The organism is Psychrobacter sp. TPE 89C (assembly GCF_055522395.1).
Genome location: NZ_JBVFXW010000007.1, coordinates 36,205 through 60,680, shown reverse-complemented (window position 1 = coordinate 60,680; position 24,476 = coordinate 36,205). Strand labels below are relative to the sequence as shown.

At 41.3% G+C, this 24,476-nt stretch carries 20 protein-coding genes; 5 read left to right on the top strand and 15 right to left on the bottom strand.

Translation table 11 applies throughout. The annotated features are described in order from the left end of the window. Positions 1-64: 64 nt before the first annotated feature. Complete coding sequence (locus ACZW67_RS03925; protein WP_465182237.1) at positions 65-1,300, bottom strand: S1 family peptidase; 1,236 nt, start codon at positions 1,298-1,300, stop codon at positions 65-67. Between the two features lie 747 nt (positions 1,301-2,047). Here ACZW67_RS03925 and ACZW67_RS03920 point away from each other — a divergent pair. Both ACZW67_RS03920 and ACZW67_RS03915 read left to right on the top strand, forming a co-directional pair. Beyond that, positions 2,048-2,767 carry a hypothetical protein gene (locus tag ACZW67_RS03920; RefSeq protein WP_465182236.1) on the top strand — a complete coding sequence of 240 codons (720 nt, stop codon included), beginning with the start codon at positions 2,048-2,050 and terminating at the stop codon, positions 2,765-2,767. A gap of 123 nt (positions 2,768-2,890) precedes the next feature. Beyond that, on the top strand, positions 2,891-3,634 hold the full coding sequence (locus ACZW67_RS03915) for an MHYT domain-containing protein (RefSeq protein ID WP_465182235.1): 744 nt from the start codon (positions 2,891-2,893) through the stop codon (positions 3,632-3,634). Positions 3,635-3,861: 227 nt separating this feature from the next. Here ACZW67_RS03915 and ACZW67_RS03910 read toward each other — a convergent pair whose 3' ends face one another. Beyond that, positions 3,862-5,010, bottom strand: a complete 1,149-nt coding sequence (locus ACZW67_RS03910; protein WP_465182234.1) for an ATP-grasp domain-containing protein — start codon at positions 5,008-5,010, stop codon at positions 3,862-3,864. 331 nt (positions 5,011-5,341) lie between these two features. On the opposite strand from ACZW67_RS03910, the gene ACZW67_RS03905 reads away from it, so the two are divergent. Next, positions 5,342-6,622 carry a TerD family protein gene (locus tag ACZW67_RS03905; protein WP_465182233.1) on the top strand — a complete coding sequence of 427 codons (1,281 nt, stop codon included), beginning with the start codon at positions 5,342-5,344 and terminating at the stop codon, positions 6,620-6,622. A 118-nt stretch (positions 6,623-6,740) separates the two neighbouring features. On the opposite strand, the gene ACZW67_RS03900 is transcribed toward ACZW67_RS03905, so the two are convergent. From ACZW67_RS03900 to rlmKL, 7 genes are all read right to left on the bottom strand, one after another. After that, a complete protein-coding gene (locus ACZW67_RS03900; protein ID WP_110922672.1) occupies positions 6,741-7,349 on the bottom strand; it encodes a TerD family protein in 609 nt (202 codons plus the stop codon). Between the two features lie 144 nt (positions 7,350-7,493). After that, positions 7,494-8,246 (bottom strand): TIGR00266 family protein, encoded by a 753-nt coding sequence (locus ACZW67_RS03895; RefSeq protein WP_465182232.1) that lies wholly within the window; start codon positions 8,244-8,246, stop codon positions 7,494-7,496. A 251-nt stretch (positions 8,247-8,497) separates the two neighbouring features. Next, positions 8,498-9,073 (bottom strand): TerD family protein, encoded by a 576-nt coding sequence (locus ACZW67_RS03890; RefSeq protein WP_110922674.1) that lies wholly within the window; start codon positions 9,071-9,073, stop codon positions 8,498-8,500. A gap of 464 nt (positions 9,074-9,537) precedes the next feature. Continuing rightward, complete coding sequence (locus ACZW67_RS03885) at positions 9,538-10,467, bottom strand: glutaminase (protein WP_197217630.1); 930 nt, start codon at positions 10,465-10,467, stop codon at positions 9,538-9,540. Positions 10,468-10,709: 242 nt separating this feature from the next. Continuing rightward, entirely contained in the window at positions 10,710-11,777 is a 1,068-nt protein-coding gene (locus ACZW67_RS03880; protein WP_465182231.1) for a DUF475 domain-containing protein, read from the bottom strand. Between the two features lie 227 nt (positions 11,778-12,004). Next, positions 12,005-12,580 (bottom strand): TerD family protein, encoded by a 576-nt coding sequence (locus ACZW67_RS03875; RefSeq protein WP_110922677.1) that lies wholly within the window; start codon positions 12,578-12,580, stop codon positions 12,005-12,007. A 337-nt stretch (positions 12,581-12,917) separates the two neighbouring features. Beyond that, on the bottom strand, positions 12,918-15,224 hold the full coding sequence (gene rlmKL / locus ACZW67_RS03870; RefSeq protein ID WP_352259356.1) for a bifunctional 23S rRNA (guanine(2069)-N(7))-methyltransferase RlmK/23S rRNA (guanine(2445)-N(2))-methyltransferase RlmL: 2,307 nt from the start codon (positions 15,222-15,224) through the stop codon (positions 12,918-12,920). Between the two features lie 188 nt (positions 15,225-15,412). On the opposite strand from rlmKL, the gene ACZW67_RS03865 reads away from it, so the two are divergent. Then, complete coding sequence (locus ACZW67_RS03865) at positions 15,413-16,075, top strand: LuxR C-terminal-related transcriptional regulator (RefSeq protein ID WP_465182230.1); 663 nt, start codon at positions 15,413-15,415, stop codon at positions 16,073-16,075. Between the two features lie 165 nt (positions 16,076-16,240). Here ACZW67_RS03865 and ACZW67_RS03860 read toward each other — a convergent pair whose 3' ends face one another. The 6 genes from ACZW67_RS03860 to queC form a co-directional block, all read right to left on the bottom strand. Beyond that, positions 16,241-17,548: a hypothetical protein gene (locus tag ACZW67_RS03860; RefSeq protein WP_465182229.1), complete on the bottom strand. Its 1,308-nt coding sequence runs from the start codon at positions 17,546-17,548 to the stop codon at positions 16,241-16,243. 386 nt (positions 17,549-17,934) lie between these two features. Beyond that, the gene (locus ACZW67_RS03855) at positions 17,935-19,113 is read right to left on the bottom strand and encodes a mechanosensitive ion channel family protein (protein ID WP_465182228.1); all 1,179 of its coding nucleotides are present in this window, start codon (positions 19,111-19,113) and stop codon (positions 17,935-17,937) included. A 151-nt stretch (positions 19,114-19,264) separates the two neighbouring features. After that, on the bottom strand, positions 19,265-20,755 hold the full coding sequence (locus ACZW67_RS03850) for a dihydrolipoyl dehydrogenase (RefSeq protein WP_465182227.1): 1,491 nt from the start codon (positions 20,753-20,755) through the stop codon (positions 19,265-19,267). Positions 20,756-20,992: 237 nt separating this feature from the next. Beyond that, positions 20,993-21,490: a peroxiredoxin gene (locus tag ACZW67_RS03845; RefSeq protein ID WP_181416251.1), complete on the bottom strand. Its 498-nt coding sequence runs from the start codon at positions 21,488-21,490 to the stop codon at positions 20,993-20,995. A gap of 272 nt (positions 21,491-21,762) precedes the next feature. After that, positions 21,763-22,092 carry a hypothetical protein gene (locus tag ACZW67_RS03840; RefSeq protein ID WP_110922684.1) on the bottom strand — a complete coding sequence of 110 codons (330 nt, stop codon included), beginning with the start codon at positions 22,090-22,092 and terminating at the stop codon, positions 21,763-21,765. Positions 22,093-22,327: 235 nt separating this feature from the next. Beyond that, positions 22,328-23,107: a 7-cyano-7-deazaguanine synthase QueC gene (gene queC, locus ACZW67_RS03835; RefSeq protein ID WP_465182226.1), complete on the bottom strand. Its 780-nt coding sequence runs from the start codon at positions 23,105-23,107 to the stop codon at positions 22,328-22,330. 360 nt (positions 23,108-23,467) lie between these two features. Between queC and ttcA the strand changes: the two genes are divergently transcribed. Continuing rightward, entirely contained in the window at positions 23,468-24,475 is a 1,008-nt protein-coding gene (gene ttcA, locus ACZW67_RS03830; RefSeq protein ID WP_465182261.1) for a tRNA 2-thiocytidine(32) synthetase TtcA, read from the top strand. Position 24,476: the final 1 nt, after the last annotated feature.

The window sequence follows — 24,476 nt, the reverse complement described above, 5'->3', positions numbered from 1 at the left end:
CCTAATACGTTTTCTTTAAGTCATTGTTTTATATTTTTTAGGTTCGTTACGTGATTCTTTAACCTCAACCTTGACAGCCAACCAGCCATAGCGCACCGCGGCTTTGTTTGCTCAACTGCGGTGTGGTCAGTGGTGACGTTTTACCAAGAGGCAAGTCCGATAAGTCATCTAAGCCAATGCCAGCGCTCGCTAGTAGGGCAGATAATAACTGAAATTTCACTGCGTAGTTCATGTTTTGTGCATGCTCGTGGACGAGGCTAGAGGTTACCATGCCGACAACTTCACCAGTAGGCAGTAATAAAGGGCTGCCACTAGATCCGGGCTGAATGGGTGCGGTGAATTGCATATAGCGAATATCATCGCCAAACCCTGTCAGACCTGAGATACAACCTTGCGTGACTTGCAGTTGGCTACTTAGTCCTGACAGCGGGAATCCCAATGTCGTAATGGTCTCTCCCAAATTATCAGAGCATCGCTGTGCTAATGGCAAATAGCTAAGCAAAGGTTCACTCACTCGAATAATGGCTGAGTCGCTTCCGATATCGCTGAGGACTACTTGCGCTTCGCGATCAGGTTGGCCTTGCTGACGGATACCAATCATCGCCGCTGACTCAATCACATGATAGCAGGTCAATAGGTGATAGGAGTCAATAGCGAATGCCGTTCCCGTCCAAGTTTCGCCAAGCTGAACGTGACGTGGGGGACGCGACTCGTTGTTTGGCTGAGTTCGCTGTTGCTGCTGAGCCGCTTGAGTTAGCGCGTGTGTATCTGGCGGACGGGTATCAAGACTTATTCCGACTCGATGCTCTACGCTTGCTAGTCCTTGTGTAGAGCTTTCACCCAGTGCACGGCATTTAAACTGGCCATTACGTCGATAGACTTCCAATATGATAGCCGCTTTAATATGACGCTCATTTGCAGTGAAGTCATATTTTATTTCATCATGGTTGAGTGTTAAACAGATATTATTGAGTTCAATCGCTGGTAGGTTAAGGCTTGGATCATGATAGACATATGCAATCAATTGCAAAGAAACAACATCTTGCGTATCAAACAATTTGGTCAAATCTAGCTGCCATGCGCTTGGATTATCATTATCGTCTAACTGAGCCCAGTCCTTGGGCTCATGAAGGTAGGCAGGGCTACAAGCTGCTTTACGATGTTCATCCAACGGCAGCCATATCAGTCCAAGTTGCTGCCCAAATGTAAGCTGCTCTGTTGTAGAAAAAGCAACCGAACAATTAGATTGCGCGATAATCGTATTTGCTCCTAGCACTAACGCAGTCTGTACAGTCATCATATGCCTCTAATTGAGTCGATTATAAGTCATTATAGACAGTTTTTAGATAGCTGTTTAAATAACTATGTGGTCATTATAAAAACAGATATTTGTCTATTTTTTATAGTTTTTATACAGAATGTGGCATAGAATGATTAGCGTACTGTTGTAATAACATTAGATTGAAAATCTACTGAATATTTGACTTTAAAAATCAATGGTAGTCATGACTTCTAAGTCATGATTTCAACACCCTGCAGCATAGTTGTAACAAGATAAAAATCTTTATTTCTAATTTTAGCCACCTATCGGATAATATAACCATTTGTCCGGCAATATTAATTTAAGCCTTGTCATAATATATCTATTCAGTAATAATGCTGCGTAATTAATTCTATAAAGTAACCAAAGATTGTCTGAGAAAAATTAAACAGTTAATATGTAATTAAATGTTTAGATATTATCTATGCATACCTCTCTTGTTTTATAAATATGAAAAGCTTAGAAAAAATAAGTCTACGCATAAACCTGTACTTAATTATGTGTAATAGATAACTTATCAAAGCTTGAAGGACACAAATTTAGGTGTCTTATATCTATAAAATTTAAAAGACAATAAACATATTAAACTTTGTTTTCTCACCAAATTCATACGACAAGAAAGTCGATAAACCATAAGTCTGAAACTGAATTTATATTAGTCGTTGAGCTTGCCCAGATAGCTTGCTACTAAAAAGTTTGGCGATATTTTTAGAAAAGGAGTGATTTTTGAAATTTTCTTGTTCATTGGAAACGTCTTCTGAGCGAATTCGTTTGGTTAATGTTATCTCGCCACTTATTAAAGCAGGTTACCAACTTGTAACCCAAAAGCAAGAGCCTTCAGAAAACGGTGGCAACATTATTCATGTCGTTGCCAAAAGCCAAGGATCAAAGACACAAGAAGATTTAATCAATGATCTTTCTTCCATTGAAGGTTGTACACTTTTTCAGCTAGAGATAGATGGAGAGGGAAGTACAGATGCAGTGTCATCACCACCACCTGCAGCACAAGATTTAGAACAGAAAAATGCGTTAGCAGCTATTGGTGCCCAGTATCCTGACATCGCCGATGTCGTTAGGCACTATGAGGCCAACTTGCCACACGAGATTCGCGCTAAAGCAATGCATGAGTTGGGGCGTAAAGTTGGAAGTGGTATCTACCAGCGTGACTATTCGCTTGGTAGCCCATTAAAAATGCCAACTACGATTAATCGCGAACTTGTACCAGCCTTGAAGGCATTCTCTAAAGTTAAAGCTAAGAATAACTTAGTTGCTTTAACCAAATGTCCATTCTGCAAATTGTCAGATAGCAATCATTCAGGCTGTCACTTTGTAGTGGGTTATATCGATGGTTTCTTATCAAGTAATCCTGCTGTAGATAGAGTTCGGGTTGAGGAGTCAAGCTGTGGCGCTGGCACTACCAATATTTGCGAATTTATCATCTGGTAAAAATAATTATTCATAGACGATGAAATCCCTATGAAAAACAGTAATAAATGCATAAAGTAATGTTAATTTATTAAATCGGATATTGCTTAAGCTTAGTTTTTATTAAATATAAAGGTCGAAAAAATGATTGAAGTTGAATACAACCTGCTTTTGGTGTTTATCTCATATGTTATTGCCGTAATGGGTTCTTATGTTGGTCTAAATCTTGCCATTCGCGTACCATCAGCCAAACCAGGAAACGATCTATACTTTTGGGTAGCGTTATCTTCAATCGCGATTGGTGGTGCTATTTGGTCTATGCATTATATTGGTATGATGGCAGTCGATATGAAAATGCCAGTCACTTATGATTTAGGTTTGACCGTTATTTCAATGCTACTTGCTATTTTGTTTGTTGCCGTTGGTATTGTTATCGTTGGACGCGGCGCGTCAAGTATTGCCAAGTTAATCAGTGGTGGTGTATTGACTGGACTGGGTGTTGCAGCAATGCACTATACAGGTATGGCCTCAATGCAGATGGAGGCAACCATGTCATATAACATACCACTTTTAATCACTTCGATTATCATTGCAATTGTGGCAGCTATGGCTGCGCTATGGTTAGCATTTAACCTACGTGGTACGGTACAGCGTTTTGGTAGCGCATTCATTATGGGTATCGCTGTTTGTGGTATGCATTATACTGGTGTAGCAGCGATGGAAATGAGCGCTACAGCGGGTCACGCAATGTCTATGAGTCATACACCTGAAGGTGCGATTACTTCATCGATTATTATCTTTATTGGCTCAGCAGTTGTACTTGGCTTACTATGGTTCTTAGCATCTAAAAATGCTCCTAAACAAGAAAACTTAGTATTCGGCGAGTAATGATGTAGTTGATTCAGTTTAAAAGAGAGACAAGGCAACCGAGTACAGAGGTATATGTGATATCTCAAGCAAGGTTAACGTGTCACTCTTTTATAGAGAATTGACTATAAGCCATCACTGTTCTGTTTATTGAATGGTTAATACAATAAAAAGGTTTTTAGATATTATTCTAAAAACCTTTTTTTTATGTGGAATAGCTGGTGTATAGCTAATGGCTTATCTACACTTTAATCCATTGTAGTTTCTTCGATTTTTACACCCATCATGATTGAACGTACTTGGCAAGGTACTATCTTTTGAACGATATCAGCTAGCCTTGGTTTATCAGTCAAGCCCAACCAGTAGGCAAATCCAACCTGTGTTAAATCCACACCGCTATGAATTGTATAACCAATACCGCCAGATGGGCGACTATTGATCTCAAGTACACGGTGCTGACCATCATCATCAGCCTTGGTCTGTACACTGACGATACCATCACAGTTGAATGCTTTGATTAATGGAATGACGACATCCATGACGGATTGCTCGTAGCCGATATGCTGGATTTTCCCAGTTTTATAACGAGTAATAGCGGCCAGTACTTCACCATATTCGCATACCACATCGATAGAGTACTCTTGCCCTGACAAGTAAGGCATTAATAACATTGGAATAGGGCGCTCATGCACCATTAAGCTGTTTGTGTACGCATTTATAAATTGGGCATTGCTGATTTTTTTCTCTTCAGTAAAGTATAAATGCTCAAAGCTATCGTATTGATCCTCTTCTGTTTTACCTAAATCTAACCGCCAAAATCCTTGCGCAAAAATACCAGTGACTGGTTTGACACACAAAGGCTGATGGCCATGTTTGGCAAGTAGCGCTTCAAGCTGCTCAGTCGTATCAAAGCGCCAAGCATCAGCGACAGGTATGTCATGAGAATGGCACTGTTGCATAAAGGCAAATTTATCGTCGATTGATTCTAACGATTTGACACTGGTTGCGCCGGTCAATAAGCGAATACCTGCTGCATCAAATACCTCTCGATGGGCCTCATAATCAATACCATTGCGACCAGTCAATAATACCTTTACGTTGTGCTGTTGAGCCTGTTCTAGGACGAACTGCCAACGCGGCATAACGGGTTCAGGTTCAACGTCCACCTCATCGGGGCTATCTATAGAAGCTATAGTAGGTTCAAGATAGACATTATCCGCAAACTCGAAAATCTCAGGTCTATCGTGACGGTGTGAGGCTATGATGTTGAATGGTGTCTCAGATTGAGTCTTCAATGCTTGTAGGCTGGCTAACATATCACGCTGGCTTGACTGGCCTTCGGCTAACCAAGCTGCAGTTGGCGTTGTATGGTGACTATCGTTAGCAATGTTATCCATAATTCTCTCAGCAGTATCATAAGTGTTAGATATAATTGGATAACGAAATACCGTTATCGCAAAACCAATAGCAATATAGATAAGCTAAAAATGTAGTTAACCATCCAAGTCATCATATTGCTGATAGTAGCGCTATTATATACAAATGCTAGGCGTTATAAATGGTACTGATAAAATAGTATGAACAAGAATGCTTAAGATTTATTGTGGGGTTTTTAGTACTTAACAGAAGGCGTCTACCGACTAAAAATCTTGTAATAACCGTGCTACTATATGCTGATAGTAAACATAATAAATACATCGATATAATAAATACATGAAAGGATGAGTAATGAGTCAAACCCTAATTGCAGGTGCAAATGCGCCACTACCGACGGACAATATTAGTATTCGTATCTTAAGCCAAAATACGATTGATTGTGCTGCTTATCGCCTAACTGCCAATGGTAAAGTGCGCGGTGATGGAGACATGATATTTTATGGGCAGACACGTAGCGATGATAGTAGTGTCAGCTTTCGTGGTCACGACAGTGATGGCTTTTTTGACATCAATTTGCCAGCTCAACCTGCAAGTATTGAAAAAATAGCGCTCGCATTCTCTAGTGATAAAACACTTGCTCAAGTCGGTGATGTGGATATTCAAGTATTACAAGGCAGTCAAGTGCTGATGACTTGTCAGCTCAGTAGCGCAGGCCGTAATGAAAAAGCAATTATTTTAGCTGAATGCTATCGAAGGCAGGGCAGTTGGAAGTTTAGATTTATTGCTCAAGGGTTTGAAGGTGGTCTAAAACCTTTGTCAGAGCATTTCGGTGTTGAGATCGCTGATGAGGCACCAGTTCCAAACCAATCACAGAACCAAGCTCAAAATCAGTCAAATAATCAGGCTCAACCTATCAACACGCAGCGTCCAATCAACACACAAAAAGCGGGTAGCGCACCTCAAAAAAATACACCACCACCGATTCCAGCTAATCCTGCCATAAACCTAAGTAAAGTAACCTTAACTAAAAATCAATCTAGCATCAATCTCAAAAAACGCGATGATTTTGGTAAAATTACTGTGAATTTGAACTGGAATCAACGACCGAATGCTGATCAGCAGGCACCTAAAAAAGGTCTCTTGGGTGATCTGTTTAAGCAACATAAAGCGGGTGGTATTGATCTGGATGTTGGTGCGATGATTCACCTGAAAAATGGTGAAAAGACGCTTATCCAAGCATTGGGTAATCGTTTTGGTAGCTTACAGTCAGCCCCTTATGTGTGTCTGCGTGCCGATGATAGAACAGGTCAGATAAGTGGTGGTGAATGGCTGGATATCAATGGTCAGCAGTGGTCGCAGATTGAGGAGGTCTTTATCTTCGCCTTTATCTACGAAGGTGCACCGAACTGGGCACAAACTGATGGCGTGGTCACCATTGCGGTACCAGAGCAGCCACCGATTGAAACGCGTTTAACAGAAGGCACAGGCAATTTGCCAATGTGTGCAATCGCTCGTTTGGTCAATCAACAAGGCAGTATCAATGTTGAGCGTATCAACCAATACTTTAAAGGTCACCAAGAAATGGACAAAGCTTTTAATTGGGGATTTAGCTGGAAACGCGGTAGCAAGTAGTAACTAAGTAGTAACGGCTGCAAGAATATTGATTGGTACAAAAAAATAAGCCCTTCTATTATAGAAGGGCTTATTACTATTGAATACGCTTCAACATTCAAAAATTTTCTAGAGTCAATTATGCATGCGGTGTGATAGCAGGCATCAAATCATGAAAAGTACGACCAGACGCTGTTTCACCGATGGCATGCATTTTCCACTCATTGTTATGGCGATAAACTTTTGCCATTACCATCGCCGTGTGTCCACCTTGCGCTGATAAGTTATAGCGAGCAACTTCTTGGTTGTTATTAGCATTTACGATACGACAAAATGCATTTTCTACGGTCTCAAAAGTCTGACCAGTAAAGCTATTGACGGTAAATACCAGCGATACAACATTAGCAGGAATTCTAGATAGGTCTACGTTGATGACTTCATCATCGCCATCGCCATCACCCGTACGGTTATCACCAGTATGTACAATGCTGCCATCTTTTGATTTTAGCTGACTGAACCAAATAGCATCGACCGCCTGTTTATTGCTATCGAACATGATGCATGAAGCATCGAGGTCAATAGAGTCGCCGCCACTACCGCCACCAAATAGTTTACCTAAGAACCCACCTTTTTTTTCTTGTGGTCCCTGTGCGACATCCCAGCCTAAACCTAATTTTACCTGCGTGAGGTCACCACCAGCTTCTTTGCTAAGTGAGATTTTTTGACCTTTTTGTAAGCTAACTGCCATGTGATTATCCTTATAGTATCAATATTGAGAAATATGAACTGAGTGTAGTGTTGCCACTCGTCTTCCTTGCTATCTAAGTTTTTAAAAATGTTGTAATAGTTTTGAGTAAAGCGTTGAATAAAATCTTTATATAACGACATACAATTATAAGATATTGCCTAATAAGCCGCTACTACCACCGCGACCGCCTGAGCTACTACCTAAGACGCTTTGTAGCCAGCCTTGGTAGCTATCACGATTGCGCGAACAGATAATGACTTTGCCAGTACCAGAGAAGTTCAATACCATGCCTTCACCACTGGTGACGGAGTTGATGATATTGCTCATGAATCCTTTTTTCTTACTGGTCGAAACTGACAGCTTATAATCTAAGTTGGAGTCCCAGCAGACCACGTGACCATTATCGATGATAACGTCTTTACCTGCTTCTACATCGATCTCGAATAGTGAGCCAAACCCTGATACCACGACCTGACCTTGGCCTTGCGTCTGCATAACCATAAAGCCACCAGTATCACCAAATACCGCACCGCCAAGGTTGCGTTGAATATTGGCTCTGATATCCACGCCAGTTTGCGCCGCTACAAAAGCACCATCGCTGAGCGTGTACTGCTGTGCACCGCAATCAATGATTTGCATATCACCATCTAGCGTGGGCGCAAGCAAACAATCACCTTCACCATTGACCGCTTCGATTTGCTGTTGAAACAGTGATTCATCGTTAGCGAAACGGCGCATAAGTGACTGCATCAACCCGCCTTGCAGCTTACCTTTGAGCTCAAGGTTTGATTCCATCATCACCATTGCATTGGCTTCACAATAAATCGAGTCGCCTTTTTTGAGATTACAATGTAAAAAAGGTTCGATGGTACCGATTAAGCTAAATGTTGCGGCCATGGTTTGCAAATCCTTATTCTAATTTTTTAATATGTGCGCTTGATAGCTATGTTTATGTATATGGTTTTCTATAAGCTATCTTCAAGACTTTGGCTTTTTTGGTTAGCCAATTAAAATTAAAGCCATCAAATGCGTTAAAAGGGCACACTTGATGGCTTTAAATAGCTCTTTTATATCGCAATCAACTATATGACTGCGATATTTATTTTGCTAAGCGATTACGTCAAAGCTAAGATTAGTCAAAGCTGAGCTTATACGTTTACGCCATAAGAACCCGCTAATGGTCCCAGACCACCGCTGAAACCTTGACCAACAGCGCGGAATTTCCAGTCGCCGCTGTGACGATACAACTCACCAAAGATCATGGCCGTTTCAGTACTGCCGTCTTCTGATAGGTCATAGCGTGCAATTTCACTGCCGCCATTGTCATTAACGATACGGATGTAAGCTTCGCCTACTTGACCGAAGTTTTGGTTACGGGCTTGACCTTCATAAATGATGGCACAAAGTGCTACTTTATTAACGTCAGCTGGAATGCTTGCTAGGTTTACTTTGATAGCTTCATCATCGCCATCACCTTCGCCAGTACGGTTGTCGCCTGTGTGCTCAACAGCGCCATTGTCTGACTTTAGGTTGTTAAAGAAAATAAAATCTTGGTCGTTACGTACTTTACCTGCTTCATTGACCAAAAAGCCAATCGCATCTAAGTCAAACTCTTGACCGTCAGTAGCGCGTGGATCCCAGCCAAGACCGACTGTAATATTGGTTAAGCCTGGCGCTTCTTTTGATAAGTTTACGTTGCCGCCTTTTGTTAAGCTAATAGCCATATAAATATCCTATTGATTAGTAATTAAATAATAAAAAAATGAACTGAAAGTGGTGCAATGGTTGATACGTAAGCACAGACAGTAGTGCTACCTGTATATCACGGCCTGCGTATCATTACGTTTTACTATACTAAGCGTTTGCTTAGTAAGCAAGGCGTATTTTGTGCACTTACTATATGTTTCCTAAGAGACATAATGTCTCTGTATATCTGATACTTTTTAACAATCTTGATAGCAATACTTAAGGTGTTGTTATCAAAAGTAAATTGTTAGTCTACTACCATTTGTAGATTAAATAAGAAAAATCGGCATTTAGCTAATAAGAGCATATTTTCCTAAAGAAAGCTTTAAAACGAAAAAGGGTCATACCAATATATTTAGCATGACCCAGAGTAAAACTCACCATATTTAACGGTGCACATCGTCTTAAACAACTCACCGATAAAAGCATCAAATGATAGTCTTTAATCACCGAAAACCGACCAGCCAGTTTCTTGTACAAACAGCTCTAATGCTTTGGTTCCAAGCTTAGAGTTTCCTATATGATCGAGCCCTGGTGACCAGACGGCGATTGAACCTTCACCTGGTGCTATCGTCAAAATACCGCCACCAACACCACTTTTACCTGGCAGACCGACACGATAAGCAAACTCACCAGAGCCATCGTAATGACCACACATCATCATCAGCGAATTAATCCGTCGAGAACGCTGTGCATTGATAACTCTAACGCCTGTGTGCTCATTGATACCATTAGATACTAAAAATAGGCCAGCCTGAGCTAACTGTTGGCAGTTCATCGCAATCGAGCATTGATGAAAATAAGTACCCAACACTTTATCCACGTCATGCTTTAGACGACCAAAAGATTTCATAAAATAGGCCAATGACGCATTTCGATCTTTATGTGCCATTTCGGATGCGGCTACTTTGTGATCAAAACTGATTGAGTCATCATCTGCGATAAAGCGTACAAACTGTAGTATCTCGCCCAATGTCTCTTTGGGCTCATGACCCATCATGATCGCATCTACCACCGCAATTGCACCAGCATTAATAAAGGGATTACGTGGCCTGCCAGATTCATGCTCTAGCATCATGATAGAGTTGAAGGGGTCACCAGATGGTTCGCGACCGACGTGTGTCCAGAGCGCATTACCCAACTTGCCAAGACCGATAGTTAAGGTGAATACCTTTGAGATACTTTGAATAGAAAACAGTGTACCAGCATCGCCAGCTGTATAGACCTGTCCGTCAGGTGTCGCCACCGCAATACCGAACTGGTTTGGATCGACATGAGCCAGCTGCGGGATATAATCTGCCACTTTGCCACGATCGGTTTCATTTGCCATTTCTGTAGCAATATCATCAAGAATTTTTTGTATATTAATCATGTAGTCGTATTTTTATGATGTTATTAGAGGATGGAGATTCTAACTGAATAAAGAATGATAGTAATCATGGAATTGTATTTTAATGATTGGTTATCTTAATTATTGGTCAATCTGGTATACCGACGCATACATCATATATTTATAACCTGTCGCTTTAATTAAGCTAAAAAAAAGCAGGTCATATCAATTTTTTGATATGACCTGCTTAAATACATCACTAGATGCTATATGAATGACATGCCTTAATTCAGACTTGCCTTCTCAGCCTTACGATAATTAAGTGATGCAACAAATGCCCAACCAATGAAGGTAATGCCGATCAGACCAGTAATGAGTTCTGGTACATGGAACTTAACCGACAACAGCATGATAATTGCTAATGCACCAATCGCATAATGTGCGCCATGCTCGAGATAGACAAACTCATCAAGCGTACCTTTATCGACTAAGAAGATAGTCATAGAGCGTACAAACATCGCACCAATGGCAAGACCCAACATGATGACAATAACGTCGTTGGTAATGGCAAATGCACCAATAACACCATCAAAACTGAATGAAGCATCAAGAACTTCTAAGTATAAGAAACCGATGATACCGCCTTTCATGATAGCGCTAGTCGCCGCAGCACCCGAACCGCTTTCTTCGTTTTCTAAGCCTTCTTCGAGATCACCTTCGAGCATGCCAGAGACAACCTGTACGCCAAGATAAACAAGAATACCCCAGACACCTGCAATTAAGACGGCACCTGACTGCTCAGCGCTGGCCCATGATACGGCAATCATTAAGACGATGAGAGCGACAAACACGCTCATAGCACCGACTTTGCCGAGCTTAGCCAAACGGCTTTCTAACCAATCAAACCAGTGGACTTCTTTCTCATCGAAAATGAAGTTCAAGAAAACTAATAGTAGGAAAATACCACCAAATGCTGAGATTTCAGCGTGATGCGCCATTAGTCTGGCTGAGTATTCTTCTGGTTGATACAGCGCTAGATTGATAACTTCCATCATACCAAGATCAGCGGTAACCGCGACGATGACAATGGGGAAGACCAAGCGCATACCAAATACTGCAATCAAAATACCAACGGTTAAAAATATCTTCTTCCAAAATTCGTCCCAGCCCTTGAGGACTGAAGCGTTGACCACCGCATTATCAAATGATAATGAAATTTCCATGACGGCCAAAATAGCGGTAATAGATAAGGTGGATATCATGCCACCCATACCGCCATGTGAATATCCCCACCATGCCGCTACCGCTAGGGCAATGGCTGTGAAGATAAAATCTAAATAAAAATGTCTCATGACACATCCTGTCTGGTTGCGTAAAGCTAAGGTCGGCCTATTATAGACACAAACTGCAAAAAAGTGGTTATTGCTAACCACCTTTGATAGGTAATTCTAAACGAAACGCAGAGCATTACTAGTCATTTAGCCACTATAAATTGTGACTATTTGCAACTATGTCAGCTTTACGTTTTGGACGTGATAACGACGGTTGATAAGTACCTAAATGTTAATAAAATAGGGTTTTAAATATCAACGCCATATTGCTGGCACATCGCCTGTAGACCACCTGAATAGCCTTGACCAACGGCGCGGAATTTCCACTCACCGTTATGACGATATACTTCGCCAAATACCATTGCCGTCTCGACAGAGTAGTCTTCAGCCAAGTCAAAACGTACGACTTCAGTGCCTGTTTCTTCGTTAACGACACGGATAAAGGCGTTGGCTACTTGGCCAAAATTTTGACTACGTGCTGCAGCATCATGGATAGTCACGGTGACAACGATTTTGTCGACATCAGCAGGCACTTGAGTTAGGTTTACTTTGATAACTTCATCATCACCATCCCCTTCGCCAGTACGGTTATCACCAGTATGCTCTACTGCACCATTGTCAGATTTCAGCTGATTATAAAAGATAAAGTCATGGTCGCCGCGCACTTTACCAGCGCCACTTAGCAAGAATACGCTCGCATCAAGATCAAATTCTGCGCCTGATGTGGCACGCTCATCCCAGCCAAGACCGATAAGTAGCTTGGTTAGGTTTGGATCCGTTTTGGTTAGCGATAAATTACCGCCTTTATTAAGTGATAAAGCCATGAGAATATCCTTGTTATTAGAGTAGGGAGAGATGCAATATTAAAGCAATAACTAAGCGAAGAAGTACAACTAAGCGAGCAAAATCGATAGTGGGATTAACATTATCAAAAAACTATCGCCGCAAAACTATTGCTTAATAACGCTCTATCATAACAACAAAAAATGACCCAATCAAAGCTGATTGGGTCATTGTTATGTTTCATAAAAAATTGAGCATAAAACTTAAGATTTAGTGGCTTACTAGATGACCGTTTATATAATTAGTCATCTGTAGGCGCTTATCTAAAAGCTACCATTTGAAAGCTCTAATGATAGACCTAAGATTATAGACTGTCGCTTAAAAACTCTGACGATGGCGAATTTCAAAGCTTTGATGAATCGGTTTTTTGATATTAAAATCAAAACCAATAGTCTTTTGTGTAATCTCAACAATATCGTAGCGCTCAGTCAACTGCTCATCTAGCTCAAAGCGGGTAAAGTTGTTTGAAAAATACAACACACCATCTGACGTCAAGCGATTCATGGCGCGATTGATAAGGGCAGCATGGTCACGCTGTACATCAAAAGTACCTTGAAACTTTTTAGAGTTTGAAAAGGTCGGTGGATCAATGAAGATAATATCGAACTGCTCGGTATTGTCTTTAATCCATTCGAAGATGTCAGCAGCAACGAACTGATATTTATTGCGGCTCACGTCCAAGCCATTGAGTACAAAGTTTTGTTTGCCCCAATCTAGATAGTTCTGTGATAAATCGACACTGGTGACTTTTTTCGCGCCAGCTAATGCCGCGTGAACACTTGCCGTACAAGTATAAGCAAATAAGTTCAATACCGCTTTGCCACGGCTGTTGTCCTTGATTCGTGCACGCATGTTACGGTGATCGATGAACAGACCAGTATCAAGATAATCTGTAAAATTCACGTAAAGATAAGCGCCGTCTTCGCGCGCAACATGAAACTTGCCACGTTTTTCTGTGGTGTTCTGCTTGCTGTATTGATCATTACCAGACTGGCGGGCACGCGTTTTGATAAAGATTTGTTCACGGTTAATACCGAAAACTTCACGGATACCCATCAATGCCAAGTTGAAGCGCTTTTTAGCTGTTTCAGGTGGGATAGTCTTTGGTGGTGCATATTCTTGCACATGAGCGTAGTCGCCATATAAATCGATCGCAACCTTGAAATCTGGTAGGTCAGCATCGTAGACACGTACATTACTGACGTTGTCTTTTTTCGCTAGCTTTTTCAGTTTGGTTAGATTTTTTTGCAAGCGGTTGATGAAGTCTTGTCCATCTTCTACTTCAATCTCACGTTTCTCAAAACGACTCACGAGATTGCCCGTTTGTCCTGCAATCAAGGTGCCATAGCGGAAATAAACGGTGATGGCACCATTATGACAACGCAACGTTTTTGGTTCTTTAATTGGTAAGATATCGACTTGTTCGACATGAGATGCCAGTATGCCAAGCATTGGATCAACGCCACTACCAGCAAAGCTATCTTGCAAAATAAGACCAATCGCTTGATATAACGGCTTAATCATTTCTTCATCGCCCAAACGCTCACCATAAGGGGGGTTGGTAATGATTAAAGGATTGCTCAATCGACCATCACTGACGAGAGGGCTTAGTACAGCACCCAACTGGTCAAGGGCGCGAGTTTCGATATCGAGTAGCGGCAGTAAATCTTGTAAACCTGCGGCAATGATGTTTTTTTCTGTGGCGAGAATTGCACCACTATCAGCGTCGAAACCTAACATTAGTGGTAGGGTGTCAGGCTGCTCGTTTGCAATCTCCAACGCGTCGCGGAAACGTGTCTGTGCATCATTAATCATTTCTTGCCAGAGCACATCGTCATGATGCTGCCATTGATAAAAGCCAAATTGATTGGCGGCTTTATCGATACCAACCGCATAATCACAATGCATGAGTAACGCTTCAATGATGAACGTTCCAGAGCCACACATAGGGTCGATTAAGGCATTGAAGAAAGGCGCATTACCATCTTCGTTCTTTTTATGCCAACCAGCACTATAAAGTAGGGCGGCAGCCAAGTTTTCTTTTAGGGGCGCGTCTGTCATGGCCACACGGTAGCCACGGCGATGCAAGCTGGTACCTGATAAATCTAAATATAGTTCAGCTTGTTTGTCATTCACGGTCGCAAAAATAGAGAAATCTGGATTTTTGCTATCGACGTTAGGACGGCTGTCGTAAACTTCATTAAACGTATCAGCAATCGCATCTTTAATACGGAGCATCGCAAACTGCTGACTAACGGCCACGCGCTTGTCTACAGAGAGACGAATCGCAAAGGTTTGCTCTAAGCTGAATTGCTCAGTCCAATTGACTGATTTTGCCAAACCATAAATTTGCTCAGCCACATCGTACTCGGCATTGATGTTTTTACGTTTAATCAGCATCAATACTCGGGAGGCGACACGTGACCAAAGACAAATAGTATATAGGTCGCGCAAAGTACCCGTAACCGCTAAACGGCCTGTGCTTTTGATCTCACTGGCAATACCAAAACTGGTCAGTTCGGTCTGTAGCGGTGCCTCAAGCCCATCGGCACAAGTGATGATAAGGTCAAGCGACAACTCTGGCGAAGCTGCTACTAAAGTTGAGGGCGCGGTTGTTTCGGTCATACGGATACCTGTGGGCTAAATTGATAATTAATGCACATCATAAAATAAGATGTTTAACCGACAATTTTACCATATTTCAATAAGTTTAGTTTAAAAGCTATCTAGGATTATAAGATTGAATGTCACAGTAGTTAATAAAGCAGTAATAAACTGGTAAGTTAACGCAATATTTGTTTTATACTAAAAAAATGGAGACGATAACCACAGTAATCGTAGCAGATGACCATCCAATATTTTTGGAGGGGTTTATGCTTTTGCTTGCGCGTGTAGAAGGGTTGAATGTTGTAGGCCATGCAACGAATGGCGATCACACATTACATCTAATAGAAAAGTATGAACCAGATATTGTCTTAATGAATGTCACGATGTCTGGTATAGATATCGAAAACATCGTTCTTTCGGTTGAAAAGCAATCACTCATCACGCAATTAATTGCATTGACCACCGTCAATGATGGCGCTAAAGCACAGCAATTACTCAATATTGGATTGTCAGGTTACGTGTTAAAAAATACGACCTTTATAGATTTGTTAGCCGTTATCAAGCAGGTTCGTACAGGCAAAAAATTTATCTCACCATCATTACTTGCTAGTCTGAAACCTATCACAGCAGAAATCAATAAACCCCACCTCACTAATCGCGAAATTGAAGTGCTAACCTGCATTGTAAAAGGGGATAGCAATAAAAAAATCGCGTGCGATCTTGGTATCTCACAGCGTACTGTTTGCTTTCATATGAGCAACTGCCTTAGAAAGCTAGAAGTGTCTAACCGTACACATGCCATAGTACAAGCAGTCAATCATGGGTTGATAGATATTGACTTAAAAGTATATGATTTGAAAAATGGTTGAGCTGGATTGAAGAAGCGGTAGCACTAAATTGGAGTCTACATTAACGAATAAACCACCCATCATAAAATGATAGGTGGTTTATTAATTGATAATTAATGTCTTCAAAATTCTATGACTTCTCCATTACTCTCTTGTCAGATTTCTCTAAAGAGTTATAGATCTATTTTAGAATCGTTTTAGAGTAGCGCTTTTTTTCATTGACATAGATTTAGGCTGAGCTTTAGATTCCACTTTGACTCTAGCAATCTCTTGCTTACCATCACTAATGACGAAGCTACCGGCACTACCATTTGAGCCAGACGACTTGTTTCCACCAACTTGCCAATTAACCCAGTAATCAGCAGACTCGCATGTTTGGGGGAAGAACTTGTTACCACCATTAAAATATGTGCCTACTTGTACACGATACCAATGGTTCGGTTTCATATCATAACTTGCTGAAGTATTACCATGATTTATAGGATTAGTGATGTGGAAGTTAGTATAAAATGCGTCAATACTAGTGCCCCAACCTGGTGACGTAGGTACGGGTGAACCTAACGCACCTGGTCCTTTATCATATATAGTCCATTTGGATATTAATGCATTGATAGGGGGCTTCATGCTATGCACATAGTTTAAGTAGCTTTGCATCTGATTGTTAAATTGCGATGTTGCTGAGAAATTAAGACGATATTTTGCATTTGATCCGCCACCGGGCTGAAATACCGGGGTTAATTGTCGAATGATAGCTTCTTCATTGATGGGTGGGCAGCAGTTATCAGCAGGTATATTAATGACAATATCATCATAATCCATTGGAACCAAATCACCTAAATTTGTAGCCTCATCAAAAATTATGGGACCCGGTCCAGTGCCCCCATCGCCAGCACACCCTTTGATATTGACAAAGGCTTCATCAAAGTTCATGTTATTATCCATTTTGATGACTAATGAATAGGTATTACCTGCTACCACTGGGCTAGTATAGGATACTAATTTCCAAGGATCTGTTGAAGAGTTACCACCTGGGAGAGTTACAGGGTTAGACTGACCAACGATTGATCCATTGATACCTGTTCCATTACGCAAGATGACAGAGGCTGTTCCATTACTATCAGCTCTGGTAGAAAAGTATCCACCAAAATTTGCTTCACCATTACATTTTGCTATAAAGGTTTGATAGAAGTCATTGCTGCCATTAGCAATATCAAGATAATGTCTAATAGTTCCTGACGCAGTGCCCGATGCATCACTCCGAGGGCCATCTCCCGTGGAATTAATGCCTTGGTTGGTTCTGATGACGTTTGAATCATCACCTGTTCCTAACACCCAAGGAGTAATAGGATGACCTATATGATTGCCAAATCCACTGGTAGGCGGACTTAGCTCAAAGCCTCCATTAATCAGTTGATTTGCAAATGCTCCCGTTGTCAATATTAAACTAGCACCAACTATGCTCAAAGCTTGAGTGAATCTTAATTTAATGTCCATGCGCAGAACTCCCTGTCAGTAATCAATTGATTATGCCCCTAGATATTTTGTCAAACCTATTCAACGGTCTATTAGTATCTGTTTGCAGCATAACAAGGATTTATCAAAGATGTACCTGTAGATATCTACAGGTATAGGATCTGCATGCATAGCATTAGAGGTATTTTAATAGTCTCAATTCATATTAATTAGTATCGTAACCCGTCACTATGAAAGTAAGCTATAAGAGGTGTTCTTAGGTGATGATATACAGGATAGGTCAGGTGTCGCTCAAAGCAATGCGTATTTAAATACCTTGAGCAATGTCATGATCAACCTATTGAATGCGTACAAAATTTTATCACGCTAACAGAACAGCCATAAACTATTATTGGTTTTATTTGATATTAAGGCTGAGCATGGTTGTCTGGTGCTACTCGTTGTGTCGTCGTTGCAAAGGGTTTGGTCGCTATGGGATAGTCGACGTCTTTTGGCATGAGCAAACGCATATGTGGATAAGGGGTTGAGATATTTGCTGCGTCAAAAGCGCACTTGATATCTTCTCTCAAATGTTCCTTGATTTTTGGCATACGTGCCACAGCGGCTGGTTTCACCCAAAACCGTACAATAAAGAACACACCATACTCACCAATCTCTGCCACGGTGGCCGAGGTTTCAGGACGGCTAAGTACCACCTCAGTATCGGTAAGTACTTGCAAAATTTCCTTACGGGCAGTATCAATATCATCTTCGAAAGCAATACGTACACGAACATCAAAGCGTATAAAGTTTTTGGAAGTTAGGTTAATCACTTCGGAGGAGGCAACATTAGAGTTTGGAATAATGACAGTGATGTTATCTCGAGTCAAAATATGAGTGGTACGTAAGGCGATAAGCACCACACGGCCCTCATTTTCATTGATATGAATCCAGTCGCCAACTTGAAAGGACTGCTCAAGTAAAATAGTAATACCAGCGATAAAGTTAGCAAGCGTCGATTGAGCAGCAAAACCGACTGCTAAACCTACAATACCCAAACCCGCTACTAGTGAGACGATATCAAAGCCAAATTGCGCCATGACACTGGCAAGTCCGAGTACCAATAGCAGCACGGACAAGATGTTTTTGAGGAGCTGCTCTATGGAGGCGTTGAGGCCATAATGCTGTAGCACTCTGTGAATAATTTGCCCCGAGGAGGCCCAGAGTACATAATAGATACCGGCCCAGGTACTAGCCTTTGCCGTCGCTTTGATGGTATCTGGTTCAAAGTAAATCTGACTCATAATGGCGATTAAACTGGCTACAACCCATATATAACGCAGCACTGAGCGAACAATTTTAGTTCGACGCTCATTTAAACGTATTTTCGCTTTGCTTTGTTTGAGGATATAAATAGCCAACCAATAAAAAAATCCTAATACCGCAAGCAGTATTAGGATTTTGATGCCAGTACTTGCCAGATCCACTGCTTGAGATGACCAGTCAAGTGACTCTTCATCTGCAGATCCACCAAGCGCAAGATAGAGGCTAGTATGGAGATCACGTATGATCTCTTTGAAAAAATCAGTAATACTAGCGATTGGCATTTTTTGGTCCATGCAGATTTTGGTATATGCAAAGTATTTAACATAAGGTATAGGATTATAAGTTACCTTAAATCATCAGTGCAATCAAACACAAGAGATGTGCTGATTGACACTGAGTATACCTGTTTTGCAGGTGCGGCTGAGCTGATAATTAAGAGCTATTTTTCTGAGTATCTTGATATTGATAAGGTATCTCCATTTTATGCTGCACATCACGCAAAGCAGTGCGTAGACCTTCCAATATCGTTGGGTGATAAAAAGGCGTGTCAAGCATGTCTTTGACACTCAAATCATTGGTAATTGCTGATGCCAAAATATGACCAATATATTCAGCATCAGGGCCTACCATGCTAGCCCCTAAAATTTTATCTGTTTTTTTACAGCCATAGATATGTAATAGACCACAATTGACGCCCATCACACGACTGCGGCCTTGATTATCAAAGCTGACGCTGCCGATCACATGCTCTAGATTTGAGTCTTGTTGAATTTCTGGCAAGGACATACCAACATTGACGATTTGCGGTGAGCAGAATACGATAGAGAATGGTGTGGCGGGCGGGCGAATATAGGCATTTTCTTCGTTTTCGCAAACCATACTTCCAGCACTATAGCCTTCATCACTAGCCACATGTAGCAATGGAATATGTGCATTGGCATCACCCACAATATAAACGTTTGAATCACCAATCTTGCCTGTTTTTTTACTCAAATCTTTTGGGCGATTTTTGTCATCAAGTTCGACACCTAGGTTTTCAACGCCTAGCTGTTTGATGTTATTACGGCGTCCTGTCGCGACCAGTACGTATTCACCTTGCCATTGTTTCGACTCGCCAGCACTGTCTTCATAATCAATAAATGCTGTTTTATGCTCTGCATTTATCTGGGTGCCGACATTATTAATCTCACTACCCAAGTGCATGGTCAACTCACCACTCAGGCAATCAATCGCTTTGTTATTGATATCGTCATCTTTGAGTCCGGCAACACGTTTGACTCGATTAAATAATGTTACGTCCACGCCTAAACGTGTTAACGCTTGAGCTATTTCTAACCCTATCGCACCTGCACCAACGACTGCCATTGACTTTGGTAAATCTGTGAGCTCAAAGACGCTATCAGAAGTGAGTATCGTATCGCCCAGCTTATCTGTCCAACCGTCTGGGATGAATGGGGAACTACCAGTCGCGATAATGATTTGTTCTGCCTCGATTAGTTCATCATTGACTTCGATGAGCCCTTGCTTATTGATATGAGCACGACCGTCTATCTTCTTATCGTCAGGCCATCCCTCGACTTGCTTTTTGATGTAGCTAGCAAAGTGATTGCGCTCATCACGGACACGCTGCATGACTTGCTTACCATCTATCTGAACGGTAGCATGAACACCAAATTTAGCAGAACTTTTAGCATCATGAGCACGCTCAGCGGCTGCAATCAACAGTTTACTTGGCATACAGCCGACTTGGATACAAGTGGTTGTCCAAAACCCATCATTGATAATGACAATGTCGTCATGAATTTTGCTGGCTTGGCGAAAGGCATTTTGACCAGCGGTACCTGCACCGATGACGGCTACAGATACTTCACGAGTGACTTTGGGTGCTGCATTATCAACACCAGTCTCAGATTGTTTATTCATAGTATTCTCACATTATGGAGGCGGTAGCCTTGAATGCTTTTATTAGTATTTGGCACCGCATTATTATTGTCGTTATGGTTATTGTCGTTATTATCAGCGCTTATTTTAAAGTGACTTTGTATATAAGTGACTTTTTATATAAGTAGCTTTATATAAAAATGGATTTATACAAAAGCAACTTTATATCATTTATGACTGTCGTGATTTATGGCTATATTGGTTAAGAGGCTATGTTGATTAAGGTGCTAATATTTCAAGCAACCGTTCGGTATAGCCTTTGGCACGTAGATTGCGCTGAGCGTGAGTTAGCGTACCATCCGTATCGAAAACAAATGCTGAACGGACTAATCCGAGCGTTATTTTTCCATACATATTTTTTTCTTTAATAACGTCAAAGTACTGACACAGTTTTTCATCAGTATCACTAATAAGTGCGATGTTTAGGTCTTGTTTAGCGATGAATTTTTCGTGAGACTCAACGCTATCACGTGAGACACCGATGATGTCATAGCCCAATTCGTCAAAGTCGTTGAGATGAGCGGTAAACTCTGTCGCTTGCGTGGTGCAGCCAGGTGTATTGTCTTTTGGATAAAAGTAAAGAATGAGTCCTTTATTGGTATTGCTGATCATCTCTTTTAAATTTATCTCGTCATGGACGAAGTTGCCATCTAGCTCTCGTACTATCGTGACTGGGAACTCAGGTAGTGTGAGGTTTTCTGTGGTTGGCTTTGCCATTATAAAGTCCTTGTTAATTTTGATTATATAGTCAATCCTCTATAAAGGAGTGACAGCATTAACCTCGCTTGACGTATCACATATACATCTGCACTCGGTTGCCTTGCCTCTTCTTTAACCTAAATCAACTATATATTGGCTGTATTTAGTTATCGTATTCTTATTATAGGGGGATTTATTGGAATTCATAATGAGTTTTACATTTTACTTGTTTATTCCCAACAAAAAAGACTGGTAATGACCAGTCTTTTATATGTTCAGCAAGTTGCAGGTTAAGCAGGTTTTTGTGGCTGCTTTAAGTCTAAGCCAACGGTGCATTGCTGCAGCTCTTTTTGCATTTTTTTGACATAAGGTAGGCCAGAAGGGTCTTTTTTATCTTGCGCGTAGCTTTCTATTTCCCACATTTGACCGATGGTCATGTTGCTACGGACGTCAATGGTGCAGTTACACAGCTTGGTAGCAGTACCTTTATCCGCGACTTTGTATTTGACCGCACCATCAATGCAAGTATTGATATTTTCTTTTTTGATATCAGCAGCATTCGCTTGTGGCATCGCAAAAATAGCAGCTAGAGCTAAAGGTAATATTGGTAGTAACTTCATAAACATCCTCTTACAGGTGGCATCAGTTTTTATATTTTGTATGCAAAACACTAATAGTTGATGATTGATATGGGCACTTGTGTCTTTCAATAAAGGCAATCGCCCATACCATAGCAAGTATATTGACTAAAATACAATGGCGACATGCTGTGTTAATGCAAGCGAATGTTGCGCTAATGTTGAGCACTGCCATTATTTAGTATAAATTTTAATAAGACGCCGCTTATACTATCTACTAAGATTGATAGTGGGTAGGGTCAGCAATGCCAGCTTGTTCAAAGCCTTGACGACGTAATGTACAGCTATCACATACACCGCAAGCAAGGCCGTTTTCATCGGCACGGTAGCAAGAAATAGTCTGCCCATAATCGACACCGAGTGATAAGCCAAGCTCAATAGTTTTTGCTTTGGACAACTGCTGCAATGGCGTTTGAATCGATAAATGGTGTCCGGTGACGCCTGCTTTTGTGGCAAGGTTGGCCATATGCTCAAACGCTGCGATGTACTCTGGACGACAGTCCGGGTAGCCTGAGTAATCGACTGAGCTGACCCCGATGACGATATGGTTGGCATCAGCCACTTCTGCCACTGCTAGCGCATACGATAAAAATATGGTGTTGCGGGCAGGGACATAAGTGTTAGGAATGGCATCGTTATCGATTTCATCACGGTTTTTATTAGGGAATTTATCTGAATCACCGTCAGGAACGATCATACTATGATCTGTCAGGGATGAGCCACCGAGTTGGGCGATATCGATATCGATAATTCTGTGATTAACTTCAGCCGTCTCAGCGATAGTCTTGGCTGCGACAAGTTCACTGTTATGACGTTGACCATAATTAAAGCTGACTGCTGTCACAGAGGCATAGCGTGCCTTTGCCCAATATAAACAAGTGACCGAATCAAGCCCGCCTGACAGTAGCACGACGGCATTTTGGTTGTTATGAAGGCTATCTAATTCGCTATCAAGCGCTGTGTTATCGGCGGTACTTTGTGAGGTAACGTTAGTCATAATGGTATCTATTATTGGTTTACGAAAAACGGCTATTTTAGCAAAAATCCAGCCGTTACAGAACCATGCAGCCATTATTTAATGTCCTCTTTTCAAACTGTTAGCAAATTTTGTTATAATCCCTGCTTTTAAAGCATCAGTGTTAGTGCTTGCCCATCATGTATGACAGCACTGTAATAGCAGTTTGCTGTATAGCAAAATCACCCTTGTAAAGATATTGAGTAACTTATGACTGCAGCGACCTTGTTTACGCCAAAAATTACGCCAGAGTTTGATGAGATGTCTGCTGATGCAGGTATGGCTGACTATACTTTAGAGACTGATGGCATGGAAGATGATGATGCCGCTGAGGATGAGTTGATGGCGGAGCAGTTATCACCTACTCAATCAGCACAGTTCCGTAAGCTACAGAAGAAACTGCGTAGACAAGTATCTTGGGCTATTCGTGATTTTAATATGATCGAAGAGGGTGATGTGGTGATGGTCTGTGTGTCAGGCGGCAAAGACAGTTATACGCTGCTTGATATCTTATTATTGCTCAAGCGCATTGCACCGATTAGCTTTGATATCGTTGCGGTGAACCTCGATCAAAAACAACCTGGCTATCCCGAAGATATTTTGCCCGCATATCTGAACGAGCAAGGCATTGCTCACTATATTTTAGAAAAAGACACTTATAGTATCGTTAAAAGCGTGGTACCAGAAGGTAAGACTTATTGCTCTGCCTGCTCACGTTTGCGTCGCGGCTCGTTATATGGCTTTGCGAAGCAGATTGGTGCCACCAAGATTGCACTGGGTCATCACCGCGATGATATGTTGGCCACGTTCTTTTTAAACTTATTTCATGGCGGTACGCTCAAGTCTATGCCACCTAAACTACTGAGCGATGATAAGCAAAACATGCTTATTCGTCCGCTGGCTTATGTCGAAGAAAAAGACATCATTGAATACGCTAAATTGAAAGAATTCCCAATTATTCCATGTAACTTGTGTGGCAGCCAAACCAATCTACAACGAGCTATTATCAATGATATGCTACGAGAATGGAACGATGCTCATCCACAGCGTTTGGCCTCTATCTTTAAGGCGATGCAAAACGTTGCCCCATCGCAATTAGCCGATCGTGAATTGTTTGACTTTGAAGGGTTAAGTCTTGATCGTGATGATAATGAGCGTTTGTTTGAAGGCGATAATATTCAAGTAGGGCAGACCGATAGTCTGGCTGAAATTGGTTTGCCTATATCACCAAAGACCCAAACGTTTAATCCGAAGTTTATGAGTGATAAACAGCAACTGCCAGAATTAGATAAGGCGACAACAGATAATCGTACCACGCAAAAAATCCCAACGATTAATCCGGTTATTTGAT

Bases quoted from the DNA above. Each gene is read 5' to 3' on its own strand.
- ACZW67_RS03925 (WP_465182237.1), bottom strand. From the start codon at position 1,300: ATGATGACTGTACAGACTGCGTTAGTGCTAGGAGCAAATACGATTATC.
- ACZW67_RS03865 (WP_465182230.1), top strand. From the start codon at position 15,413: ATGGAGACGATAACCACAGTAATCGTAGCAGATGACCATCCAATATTT.
- ACZW67_RS03880 (WP_465182231.1), bottom strand. From the start codon at position 11,777: ATGAGACATTTTTATTTAGATTTTATCTTCACAGCCATTGCCCTAGCG.
- ACZW67_RS03845 (WP_181416251.1), bottom strand. From the start codon at position 21,490: ATGGCAAAGCCAACCACAGAAAACCTCACACTACCTGAGTTCCCAGTC.
- ACZW67_RS03850 (WP_465182227.1), bottom strand. From the start codon at position 20,755: ATGAATAAACAATCTGAGACTGGTGTTGATAATGCAGCACCCAAAGTC.
- ttcA (WP_465182261.1), top strand. From the start codon at position 23,468: ATGGCGGAGCAGTTATCACCTACTCAATCAGCACAGTTCCGTAAGCTA.
- ACZW67_RS03885 (WP_197217630.1), bottom strand. From the start codon at position 10,467: ATGATTAATATACAAAAAATTCTTGATGATATTGCTACAGAAATGGCA.
- ACZW67_RS03905 (WP_465182233.1), top strand. From the start codon at position 5,342: ATGAGTCAAACCCTAATTGCAGGTGCAAATGCGCCACTACCGACGGAC.
- queC (WP_465182226.1), bottom strand. From the start codon at position 23,107: ATGACTAACGTTACCTCACAAAGTACCGCCGATAACACAGCGCTTGAT.
- ACZW67_RS03890 (WP_110922674.1), bottom strand. From the start codon at position 9,073: ATGGCTATTAGCTTAACAAAAGGCGGCAACGTAAACTTATCAAAAGAA.
- ACZW67_RS03895 (WP_465182232.1), bottom strand. From the start codon at position 8,246: ATGGCCGCAACATTTAGCTTAATCGGTACCATCGAACCTTTTTTACAT.
- ACZW67_RS03860 (WP_465182229.1), bottom strand. From the start codon at position 17,548: ATGGACATTAAATTAAGATTCACTCAAGCTTTGAGCATAGTTGGTGCT.
- ACZW67_RS03900 (WP_110922672.1), bottom strand. From the start codon at position 7,349: ATGGCAGTTAGCTTACAAAAAGGTCAAAAAATCTCACTTAGCAAAGAA.
- ACZW67_RS03910 (WP_465182234.1), bottom strand. From the start codon at position 5,010: ATGGATAACATTGCTAACGATAGTCACCATACAACGCCAACTGCAGCT.
- ACZW67_RS03840 (WP_110922684.1), bottom strand. From the start codon at position 22,092: ATGAAGTTACTACCAATATTACCTTTAGCTCTAGCTGCTATTTTTGCG.
- rlmKL (WP_352259356.1), bottom strand. From the start codon at position 15,224: ATGACCGAAACAACCGCGCCCTCAACTTTAGTAGCAGCTTCGCCAGAG.
- ACZW67_RS03915 (WP_465182235.1), top strand. From the start codon at position 2,891: ATGATTGAAGTTGAATACAACCTGCTTTTGGTGTTTATCTCATATGTT.
- ACZW67_RS03875 (WP_110922677.1), bottom strand. From the start codon at position 12,580: ATGGCTTTATCACTTAATAAAGGCGGTAATTTATCGCTAACCAAAACG.
- ACZW67_RS03855 (WP_465182228.1), bottom strand. From the start codon at position 19,113: ATGCCAATCGCTAGTATTACTGATTTTTTCAAAGAGATCATACGTGAT.